General features: G+C 48.4%; 11 protein-coding genes and 1 pseudogene. 6 read left to right on the top strand and 6 right to left on the bottom strand.

Going from position 1 to position 9,711, the window contains the following annotated elements; translation table 11 throughout:
• The coding region (locus QT974_RS06375) for a two-partner secretion domain-containing protein (protein WP_333467682.1) at positions 1–3,299 on the bottom strand (3,299 nt) is incomplete at its 3' end.
• A gap of 624 nt (positions 3,300–3,923) precedes the next feature.
• Between QT974_RS06375 and QT974_RS06370 the strand changes: the two genes are divergently transcribed.
• Positions 3,924–4,118: a hypothetical protein gene (locus QT974_RS06370; protein ID WP_333467681.1), complete on the top strand. Its 195-nt coding sequence runs from the start codon at positions 3,924–3,926 to the stop codon at positions 4,116–4,118.
• An 82-nt stretch (positions 4,119–4,200) separates the two neighbouring features.
• Here QT974_RS06370 and QT974_RS06365 read toward each other — a convergent pair whose 3' ends face one another.
• The gene (locus tag QT974_RS06365; RefSeq protein WP_333467680.1) at positions 4,201–4,479 is read right to left on the bottom strand and encodes a hypothetical protein; all 279 of its coding nucleotides are present in this window, start codon (positions 4,477–4,479) and stop codon (positions 4,201–4,203) included.
• 41 nt (positions 4,480–4,520) lie between these two features.
• On the bottom strand, positions 4,521–4,688 hold the full coding sequence (locus QT974_RS06360; protein WP_333467679.1) for a hypothetical protein: 168 nt from the start codon (positions 4,686–4,688) through the stop codon (positions 4,521–4,523).
• Here QT974_RS06360 and QT974_RS06355 point away from each other — a divergent pair.
• Both QT974_RS06355 and QT974_RS06350 read left to right on the top strand, forming a co-directional pair.
• The gene (locus tag QT974_RS06355; RefSeq protein WP_333467678.1) at positions 4,687–6,261 is read left to right on the top strand and encodes a NupC/NupG family nucleoside CNT transporter; all 1,575 of its coding nucleotides are present in this window, start codon (positions 4,687–4,689) and stop codon (positions 6,259–6,261) included. The two genes, QT974_RS06360 and QT974_RS06355, sit on opposite strands and share 2 nt — an antisense overlap.
• Positions 6,262–6,531: 270 nt before the next feature.
• Entirely contained in the window at positions 6,532–7,137 is a 606-nt protein-coding gene (locus QT974_RS06350; protein WP_333467677.1) for a DUF3318 domain-containing protein, read from the top strand.
• A gap of 46 nt (positions 7,138–7,183) precedes the next feature.
• On the opposite strand, the gene QT974_RS06345 is transcribed toward QT974_RS06350, so the two are convergent.
• The gene (locus QT974_RS06345; RefSeq protein ID WP_333467676.1) at positions 7,184–7,360 is read right to left on the bottom strand and encodes a hypothetical protein; all 177 of its coding nucleotides are present in this window, start codon (positions 7,358–7,360) and stop codon (positions 7,184–7,186) included.
• 109 nt (positions 7,361–7,469) lie between these two features.
• On the opposite strand from QT974_RS06345, the gene QT974_RS06340 reads away from it, so the two are divergent.
• Together QT974_RS06340 and QT974_RS06335 are read left to right on the top strand one after the other, a co-directional pair.
• Positions 7,470–7,742: a hypothetical protein gene (locus QT974_RS06340; protein WP_333467675.1), complete on the top strand. Its 273-nt coding sequence runs from the start codon at positions 7,470–7,472 to the stop codon at positions 7,740–7,742.
• 2 nt (positions 7,743–7,744) lie between these two features.
• Entirely contained in the window at positions 7,745–8,197 is a 453-nt protein-coding gene (locus QT974_RS06335) for an HNH endonuclease (RefSeq protein WP_333467674.1), read from the top strand.
• Positions 8,198–8,229: 32 nt separating this feature from the next.
• Here QT974_RS06335 and QT974_RS06330 read toward each other — a convergent pair whose 3' ends face one another.
• Positions 8,230–8,529 (bottom strand): helix-turn-helix domain-containing protein, encoded by a 300-nt coding sequence (locus QT974_RS06330; RefSeq protein ID WP_333467673.1) that lies wholly within the window; start codon positions 8,527–8,529, stop codon positions 8,230–8,232.
• 151 nt (positions 8,530–8,680) lie between these two features.
• On the opposite strand from QT974_RS06330, the gene QT974_RS06325 reads away from it, so the two are divergent.
• Entirely contained in the window at positions 8,681–9,088 is a 408-nt protein-coding gene (locus QT974_RS06325; RefSeq protein WP_333467672.1) for a hypothetical protein, read from the top strand.
• Between the two features lie 258 nt (positions 9,089–9,346).
• On the opposite strand, the pseudogene QT974_RS06320 reads toward QT974_RS06325, so the two are convergent.
• Positions 9,347–9,711, bottom strand: a pseudogene (locus tag QT974_RS06320) (hypothetical protein); the annotation flags it as partial.

The raw sequence follows: 9,711 nt of genomic DNA, 5'->3' as shown, positions 1-9,711 counted from the left end.
GGAATTGGTTGGGGAATTGGTTGGGGAATTGGTTGGGGAATTGGTTGGGGAATTGGTTGGGGAATTGCTGCGCCAGGTGTAATTAGAGAAATTTGATTTGGGAAATTTCCTTGGGTGTAAGTTTCCCCAAAAGCTAAACTCGGTAAAATGGCGTTTCCGGCGCCAGCATTAATGCTTCCTCGGGTGCCGTTGTCGATCGCCCCTCCAACTACAAAGGGTCGATCTGTACCGCCGCCGTGGCGAATGGCGATCGCCCCGCTTCCGGCACCTCCTGCTGTAGAAATACTGGCAAGATTGCCGGATATCTCATCGTTGAAAACATTGTTCGATCGAAATAAGCCGAGGGTTGTGACATCGACGCTGCCGCCAATCCCGCCCGTGCCGCCTCTAGCGTTGACAAAGCCCAACTGAATGTTACCCGTAGCGATCGAGGAGATGGCGCCGCCGTTGCCCTGAGTGGCGCTAGAGTTGAGATCGAGCGCCGAAATCCCGGCTTGCGAAGTCAGGGCTATATTGCCGCCGATCGCCCCGGAAGCGTTCAAAGATCCGGCAGTTAAAGGGCCCGCCTTGCTGTTAAGGGCGATCGCGCCGCCGCTTCGAGTTGCTGACGAAGAGTCGATCGCGCCAGCAGCCACAGTATTTCCCTCAACCCGAATCCTCCCGCCGTTGGAGGTAATATTCCCAGTCCGAACCTCGCGGGTTGCTTGCAAGTTGACGCTGCCGCCGTCCGTGCTTAAATTACCCTCTAACAGGACATTTTCTGCCTTGATATCGGCTCCCAAACTCAGGGTGCTTCCCCCCCCGAAGGTAGCAGCATTTCGCGCGTTCACGCTCAAACTGAGGGCGGAAATTGTGGAAGCAGCCGTCACGTTAGCAGCATCAGCCGAGAGCAGGCCCAACCTCTGAGTTTGACCGACTCTGCCGCGAAAATTAATGTTGTTCCCAGCGCCCAAGGTCAAATTATTGGCGCGGCCTATGGTGCTGTCGAGGGTGCTGGCAAAAGTGATGCTGCCGGTAGTTGCCCAAATAGTGCTGCTGCGATCGACAGTGACGGTACTGTTGAAAGCGATATTGCCAGATGTGGCAATATTGGCCCAAACCTCGGTACTGCGAGCGTTGACAGTCAAACTCGCCAGCGGTGCAGCTTGACCGACTGTACCGCCCAACAGCACTCGCTGACCGTCAAGTCTCAGGGCGCGAGTTCCGTCTAGGCTGCCCGAAAGCAGAATGTTTCCCCTAGCTTGAGTGCTCAAAGCTGCATCGGCATTCAGGAAAAGGTTGCCGGTCAAACTGAGATCGCCGCCGGATGTCGCCACGTTGGCGCCGAGATCGATTTGGGCCGCGTCGAGGGTGAGGGAAGCGTTGCCGCTGGTTCTCAGGGGATTGTCGATCGCGATCGCACTGCCTTGAAGTGTCAGCGGGCTGTTGAAGGTAATCGGCCCGACGATCGCGATCGAGCTGGTGTTGGCGCGCCCGATCGCGATCGAGCCAAACCCCCCCGCCAAGGCGCCGAGATCCTCTGCTGTCAAGTCCAAAATGCCCAAAATATCGCCAGTCCCGCCGATCCGAATTTGTCTGCCGTCGTTGGGTTGCAAGCGAATTGTTGCCCCCGCACTGCTGACGGAGTTCGGGCCGCCCCTGAAATCGATGCCGTTAGCGGTAAGAGCGATATTGCCCCCATTGGCATTGAGTCCGCCCAGAGAAATGCTGCTGGCAAAAATGTTGACGTTGCCTCCTAGAGTCTCGATGAGATCGTTGCTGTCACTGACAACAAACACTCCGCCTGCGGTAAATGTTACGCTGTCTCCGGTTGTCGCTTGCAGCCCAAGTTTGTTATCGGGCAAGTCTTGGAGGGTGATGTCGCCCGGAGTATCTAGAATCACGTTGCTGCCGGCCGCCATCTGTTCCAACTGCACCTCCGACAGAGATGTTTGAGTGGGTTCTGCTGCCGGTTCCAGGGCCGCGGCGGTCGATCGCGCGCTGGTGCCACCGCTACCGCTGACTATGGTAATATTTGCCGGATCGAGCCAGAAAGTGCCGATCGCCCCGTTAGGCGCGCGGGTATCGACCTGTCCTTGGAAAGTTAAAGCATTTTTGCCGGAAACTTCGACTCTGCCGCCGTTACCGCCTGCTGTGCCGCCGCGAGCAGTAATATTGCCGAAGAAGCGAGTGGTATTGTCCGACCAAATTGCTGCTGTGCCGCCGTTGCCGCGGTCGATCGCGTCTGCTGCGATCGTAGAATCAGGACTAACATAAGTTACTTGAGCGTTTGGTAGTGGTTCCATCCCCTGGAAACCGCCTCCGACGCGGACAATTCCCCCGCCGTCTGTCCCGGAAGCATTAATCTGGGCGCCGAACAGTCCGACTTTTTCGCCTAAAATATTGACTGTGCCTGCTGTGGCGCCATTTTGGGCAAAGACATTTAGGGAACCGGAGACGATCGCGCCCCCGGCAGTTACGGGCACTGTTTGACCGCCGGTTAGTACCAATTCACCTTGTTGGTTCGTTGTTAAATTTGTGGCTGAGGCTACCCCGGGGCCCGTCAGCAACTGAGGCAAAACCGCCGGAGCGATCGCAGATTTTTCTGACTGCAAAGAAGGACTAATTTCTAAACTCAATAAGTTACCAGTTTGACTGATGCGGATTGCATTGCCCAGAGGAACTGCCGCCACCGTAATTTGACCGCCCGGCGCTGATAATTGCCCGGTATTAATCACAGTTTTACCCAGCAAAGTTAAATTTTGACCGCTGCCAACTGCTAAATTTCCTGCATTGACAATTGCACCTAGTTGTGAACTATTAAAATTAAATTGATTGGGATTTCCCAGCAATGCTTTATAATCATTAATTCCCGTGGCATTGAACCAGCGGTTATCAAAACCAATATTTGTAGCACTTGTTGCGAAAAAAGAACCAGGCACGTTCAATCTCGCATTTTGACCGAAGATGATTCCCGCCGGATTCATTAAGAATAAATTGGAGTTGCCACCGCTTACAGAAATCAGACCGTTAATGACGGAAACGTCGCCGCCAGAAATCCGCCCTAAGATATTTTGAATATTGGGATTAGTTAGAAAATTGGCAATCTGACCTTCGCTCAGATTAAATTGACTGAAGCTGTGAAACAGATTGGCGCCGTTTCCCGACAGTTGTCCGCCGCTAATGTTTAAGCGATTTTGCTCGGAATTGACAACAGTATTAGTGCCGTCGTTCGCTGGGACGACAGGTTGCGATCGCACTGCTAGCGGTAGCAGCAAAAAACCTAATGTCAAAATTAAAACAGAGCGAAAATAGGTCATTAATCAGTTGACAGTTGACAGTTGACAGTTGACAGTTGACAGCTTGCCCGAAAAGCAAGGGAGAAGGGTTTACTCCGAAGGCAGGAAAGCAGTAGTCGTTAATTGGCAGTCATTAGTTATTAGTCATTAATGCAGCATCCCGATTTTGTGAACATCGTTTTTGTTTAACTGCGAACTTCCGGCTTGCTTACCTATACATCGCTTATATCGCTTAGAGAACTCACAGCCAACACTTTTGAAAATAAAATTAGAACAGCCGATTTCCATGCCCATTACCAATTCCCGATTACCAATTATAATCTATGGTACTTTTGATTTTGTTTGAGCTGTAATGTTCCGCAAAAATGCCCATAAATTTAAAAAGGTCGATCGAGCTCTGACAGGCGATGGCCTCAGGGATACTAAGGGGCTGAGTCAGCCGTCGCACTCGCGATCGCACCGGTTGCTAGAATGTCGGAAAGACCGTGCAGATTTGATACTTATCTGTAGCCGGTGTCTTGACACAATTCCCGCTTTCGTAGTAAAATTGGTGCACCGATTAGATGGAACAGCAGTCAACCCACGAAATAACTAACTCCTCTAACCAACTTAACAACAAGATATTGATGCTTTTAGAGATCGACCATGCAAACTCAAGCTTTCCCATTTCTAAACGAACAAGTAGTTGAGCGCATATTTGCGTCACGCCAACTGACTCGCGATGACAGACAAGGAATTCAGTCAATGCTGTTAAATGAGTCGATCGGCGAAAATGAATTAAGCTTAATTGAAAGAGTCATGGAAGGGGTAGTCAAGGGAATACTTGACGTGCTTAATTGAGAACTCGCGTTCGTTCATGTAACTGTAGGGTGCGCAAACGCTGCGCACCACACCCTAATTTCCAATAAAATCGCCAAATCTTCTAAAAATCATCATCCGAACCCCCCTCGGAGCTCTCATCGGGACGCACGAGTTCCGAAGGAGGCCTGTCGCTACTCCAAGCCCACCACACGGCGCTACACGAGCAGCGATAAAATTCTTGCCACTTGCGGCGGTTGGACTCAGTGTATACTGGCGATCGACGATTAATCCAGACCTCATTGGCATCCGTGCAGCTAGCAGCGCACTTGGGACAGCAAAACTCAGTAGCGTGAACCGCCGCCGCAGTCCATTCGGGAGGGTGTGGAGCAAAAGCTTCCATGTGTTGCGTGTTTCTATCTAAACTGCTGTTAAGTAGGCAAATCAAGGATTCCTCAACATCCGCAGATTTGGCAATGGCATAAATACGCTGTTGAGTGCGTAATTGATCTGCGAGTTATTTTTTTGGCATTTGCCGTCCGATGAATAGTATAACTGATGTGGTGTCAGCCGTCGATCGGCATTCTCAGCTATTTTAAGGACTAGGCTCATGTCTATCTACAACTTTATCTCATTTCTGGGCATTTTTGGCCTATGCGCGATCGCCTGGATTTTCTCAGAAAACCGCCAAGTTCGCTATATACCTTGGCGCGTCATCATCTGGGGCATTGGCTTACAATTAGTCTTAGGATTTTTAGTATTCCTGTTTCCTCCAACTCGCATCGCCCTAGAGTGGTTTACCAGCTTGCTCGATGGAGTATTCACGGCTGCTGACGCCGGTGCCAGATTTGTATTCGGCAAAAACATTGTACCAATACCCGGTCAAGACCCGCCAATCAATTTAGGATATATCTTCGCCTTTCGGGCTTTACCAACAGTCGTCTTTTTTTCCGGCCTCATGGCCTTGCTTTATAACATCGGCGTCATTCAAATTATCACCGAACTTTTTGCCAAAATATTTTACATGACCATGCGGTTGAGTGGCGCGGAAGCACTCAGCGGCGCCGCCAATATTTTCGTAGGAATCGAAGCAGCAATTGTCGTCAAGCCTTATTTGCCACAAATGACTCGTTCCGAACTTTGTGCAATCCTCTCCTGCTGTTTTGGAACTGCCGCTTCATCAACATTAGCAATTTACGTCAGTTTTCTCAAGCCTGTTTTTCCCAATATTTTAGGACATTTAGTTTCAGCCTCAATTATCGCCATTCCCGCTTGCTTTGTCCTCTCCAAAATCTTGGTTCCCGAAACAGGTGTACCAGTGACAATGGGCGGCATTCCCAAGGAAAAACGGAAACCTCAAGGCCACGAGTTCATCGACGACGAAATTGGAAATAATGACGGCGAAATCCGCAAACAAGAGACTGTTGGTGGAGAACCAATCGAACGAGTCAGCCCTTTAGATGCAGCAATTATTGGCGCATTAGACGGTGTGAAAATGGCAGTCGCCATCGCCGCTGTTTTGATTTTAATCTTGGGTTTAGTTTCCTTGATCAATCAATTCTTTGCCTGGCTGGCCGTGTTGCCGGCTCCAATTGGTACAATCTTTAGTTTTATCACCCTGCAAAACATTCAAGGAGTTTTATTTTATCCGCTAACCTTGTTAACCGGAGTTCCCTTTGAAGATTCTTGGACAGCCTCAGTCATCATCGGACGGCGGCTGTTAGAAACGGCGATTCCACCTTATCAAAGTTTAGCAGAGGCGGCCGCAAAAGGGCTGATCGGTTCTCGCACAGTATTAATTGTCAGTTACGCCCTTTCCGGTTTCGCCCACGTCGCCTCCGTCGGCATATTTGTCGGCGGTACCATCGCCCTAATTCCTTCTCGCCGCAAAGACATTTCCGAACTCGGTTGGAAAGCCTTATTTGTCGGCACCTTAGCTACAATGATGATTGCCTGCATCGCCGGATTATTTGACACCGGAGACTCCAGCATTTTAGGCACTAAGACACCGCCTGCTGCCCCGATTAGCGCTCCTGCTTCGCCGAAGTCCGGGGCATCCCCCGCCACAAGTCCGAAGCCGTCAGTTGCTCCAGCAATTGCCAATCCGAAGCCTTCGCCGAAGGGTGAAAAAGTTGCTCCGAAAACTCAAGAATCTCCTAAATCTGAATCGAAGAAAAGCCCTTAAGCAAGCTACGCGTTAAGGAGACTTAACGTCAACCGCATTTCCAGTCTACTGTCTGGCGATTAAGGCCCGATCCCCCCTAACCCCCCTTATTAAAGGGGGAACAAGATTCTTCTCAAAGTGGGTGCAACGATGCGGGGGATTTAGGGGGATATAGACTCAAGTAATAAGCAAAATTTATCACACCAATTCCCTCTTCCTTCTTCCTTCGGACTGAAATTCGTTACATCCGTTACATCCGTTACAGAATCCGTTGCCGAACTTCCTTTAACTATGAATCCCGAACCCGAAATTCGCCGTCTGTTAGATGTGATGCCCGCCTCCGGCCGCATGACGTGTAAAATTATTAATAAGCCTCAACAATCGACGGTAATTGATTGCGATTTTCCTTTACCTTGGCATCAATCTCGCCCGATTTATATTAATTTTGACCTCTGGCGGCTGCTATCTAAGCCGCAGCGGGATTTACTGATATTGCGTACTGTAAGCTTTCTGGGCAATTTCAAGTGGTTTAAGCCGGATATTTATCAAGGTGCGGCGGTGGCGGGAATTCTCGGCACTGTTGTAGAGTTGTTGCAGGGAGATGCGATCGGAATTGCGATCGCCGGTGGGTTGACGGGACTGGCGATGACTCGAATTTGGCGCGACAACCGCAGTTCGCAAGTAGAGCTAGATGCCGACGAAACGGCGATTCGGGTGGCTCTAAGGCGCGGTTACAGTGAATCTGAGGCGGCCGGACATCTACTGGGGGCGATCGAATCTGTGGCGCAAATAGAACAGCGCAGTTTGGATTTTAACGAGTTGATTCGGTGTCAAAACTTAAAGGCAATATCGGGTATTTCGGCGGTGGGGATTCCTGATAGCGTGAGGAAAGAGTGAAAAAAACATCCAAAATGCGATCGCCCGTACTGCAAAAAAAACATCGCTACTCAACCAAATTAGCCTTAACAGACAAAGATTCCAGAAACTTAACTGCTTCATCCAGCATAGCTTCTGGTAATTTCTCCAGAATTGCGATCGCCCTTTGACGAGTTTCTAGATTAACTGCTTGTGTCGCACGTTTAGTCGCACGTTTAACTGACAAAAATTGCACTTTCATCATCTTAAATCAGCTTCGGCAACGTACTGATTTTAATCGAAAGTGCGATCGCTTGATTTACCCTTGAGAATTATTGATATAATCAAGAGGGAAACCCATCAAATCCACAACTATGCTAATCCTGCCACAATTGGAAAACCTACGCGATACTCTACCAATAGAAGGAGCTGTCCGCATTGAATTAGTGGAAGGCATACCTATGTTTAGAGCCTCCACAACCGTCAAAAATCGCATAGAAGAACTGTTAGACAAACAACAAACTTTACCCCTCAATCCTGACGAAGAACAAGAACTCAATCTTTACGAAGAAATCGACGATTACCTCAGTTTTGTCAATCGGACTGTCCGCAATCTTTTCTTGGGCCAGATTCAACCTACTGTATAGAAATGTCCGCTCGCCGTCAAATTCCTGAAAATATCCAAAATCAAGTTCGTCAGAGAGCAAACTGTCTGTGCGAATATTGTCATGCCTCCGAACAATGGCAGTACGTAGAGTTTACTATCGAACACATCATTCCGTTGACTAAAAATGGGACTAATGATATTGACAATTTGGCACTAGCTTGCTTTCACTGCAACCGCAAGAAATCTGATAAAACTACAGGGATAGATGCTCTGTCAGACGTAGAATTACCATTGTTTGATCCCAGACAAGATAGTTGGAACGAACATTTTATTTGGTCTGCGGATGGATTGTCAATAGTTGGTTTGATTCCTATTGGACGAGCTACAGTTACAGCATTATTCTTAAATCGAGAGAGAGTGCTTAATATTCGGGCCGCTGACAAAGCTATAAAACGACATCCTCCAGCCGGCGATTTAATTCAATCAGAAAGTTGAGCATAGTGACCGATTTGTTACTTGCACTTATTTTAATTATTTTCATCGAAAGTACGATCGACTAATCTATCCACCGATAACCTTTCCTCGTCTACTCGCCGACTGAGATAATCCGGCAAGTTATCAAAAGATACCCGTACCAAACGGCAAAAATCCCTGATTTGCCGAATAGTCATCGTAGGTTCGTCTCCCTTTTCCCATCGCCGCACCGACGAAGCCGATACCCCCATCCGCACAGCTAACTCTTCTTGGCTCAAGTTAGCGTCCTCTCGCAGTCTCCGAAAAGGCGACTCATTTTCTGGTTGCCGTTGACGTTGCCTTTTTTTTACCATATCATTATAACAGCTTAATTTAAGCGCCTAATTTGAGCGGTTAGATTGCTTGGAGTAAGCACAGCCATAGCCAAAACAGACTGCACTAAAAATAAAAGGTGCAAGTCTGTCACTTTCCTATGGGCAAACATACCCAATTTAGAATACAGCCATGAACACCCCAGAAACTACGAATTCCTGGAATATTTACCGACTGCTGCCCAACTTTCAGCGCTTACCCATCGGACAATTTCGGAGCCGCAGCGAAGCAGAATCTTCCCTGAAAGTCATCCGACAACTGCTACCCAATACCGAGTTAATACTTGCTTTCGAGATTGGCGCCGAAAATCCCACTACCGAACTCATTGACTCCCCTGCTGAGCCAAACTTGCCAACTTCAGTTAACCGAGAACTGTTGAAACTGTTCATTATCAGTTCTCGCCCTGTTGTTTCCCGCGTCATTCATTCTTTTCACCGCGATAATTTTGCCTGCGTTTCTGACTGGAGTCCGCTTGTCCCAACTCAAAATCCCGGTGAAGTGATGAGCGTCTTAATTAAATATTTTGCCGCTGACTCTTAGTTGGCTATGCCTTGATTATTCGGCGGTTGAAACCGCTACTACACAAACGAAGTCTGCCTCCGCAGACTAAGAAATAAAGGAGGTATTTAAGTCGGATTTGGTATCAGTCCTCTTTGAGAGGACTGTCTTCTTTGAGGCAGGGGTTTAAACCCCTGCTTTCCCTGCGGTTGTAATGCTAAGTTGATATCATCTACTTCTTGAGTCATAAAATTATCAATTGCTCTCCCATTAGTACCGTATTTGCGCGCAATAGTCTACTCAATAACAGTGATAAACTTGATATTCATACCCATCCACCGCAGGCAAATCGCGAGATTCAAGCTGACACTTTTGTGCTGCTAAATTGACAGGTGCGCGAAAATTTACCAACCACAAATCTAACGGGCGTTCCAATTGACTGAGTGTCTTGTCAAGTATCCCCGCCACAATTTCCGGCGCATCCCTTCTCTGCTTAACTAAAAGAAACTGTGGAGATTCAAAAGCTTTAAATTCTTCCTTCTTCCTCTTCCTAACATCCGTTACAAAATCCGTTGCCGAACCCTTCTTCCTAACATCCGTTACATCCGTTACATCCGTTACAAAATCCGTTGCCGAACCCTTCTTCCTAACATCCGTTACATCCG

The sequence above is a fragment of the Microcoleus sp. BM001215392 genome (assembly GCF_036700185.1).
Lineage (GTDB): Bacteria > Cyanobacteriota > Cyanobacteriia > Cyanobacteriales > Microcoleaceae > Microcoleus.
Note: the sequence above shows the minus strand (reverse complement) of the source record. Positions and strands in the feature narration are given on the sequence as shown.

Bases quoted from the DNA above. Each gene is read 5' to 3' on its own strand.
- QT974_RS06370 (WP_333467681.1), top strand. From the start codon at position 3,924: ATGCAAACTCAAGCTTTCCCATTTCTAAACGAACAAGTAGTTGAGCGC.
- QT974_RS06365 (WP_333467680.1), bottom strand. From the start codon at position 4,479: ATGGAAGCTTTTGCTCCACACCCTCCCGAATGGACTGCGGCGGCGGTT.
- QT974_RS06355 (WP_333467678.1), top strand. From the start codon at position 4,687: ATGTCTATCTACAACTTTATCTCATTTCTGGGCATTTTTGGCCTATGC.
- QT974_RS06360 (WP_333467679.1), bottom strand. From the start codon at position 4,688: ATGAGCCTAGTCCTTAAAATAGCTGAGAATGCCGATCGACGGCTGACA.
- QT974_RS06350 (WP_333467677.1), top strand. From the start codon at position 6,532: ATGAATCCCGAACCCGAAATTCGCCGTCTGTTAGATGTGATGCCCGCC.
- QT974_RS06345 (WP_333467676.1), bottom strand. From the start codon at position 7,360: ATGATGAAAGTGCAATTTTTGTCAGTTAAACGTGCGACTAAACGTGCG.
- QT974_RS06340 (WP_333467675.1), top strand. From the start codon at position 7,470: ATGCTAATCCTGCCACAATTGGAAAACCTACGCGATACTCTACCAATA.
- QT974_RS06335 (WP_333467674.1), top strand. From the start codon at position 7,745: ATGTCCGCTCGCCGTCAAATTCCTGAAAATATCCAAAATCAAGTTCGT.
- QT974_RS06330 (WP_333467673.1), bottom strand. From the start codon at position 8,529: ATGGTAAAAAAAAGGCAACGTCAACGGCAACCAGAAAATGAGTCGCCT.
- QT974_RS06325 (WP_333467672.1), top strand. From the start codon at position 8,681: ATGAACACCCCAGAAACTACGAATTCCTGGAATATTTACCGACTGCTG.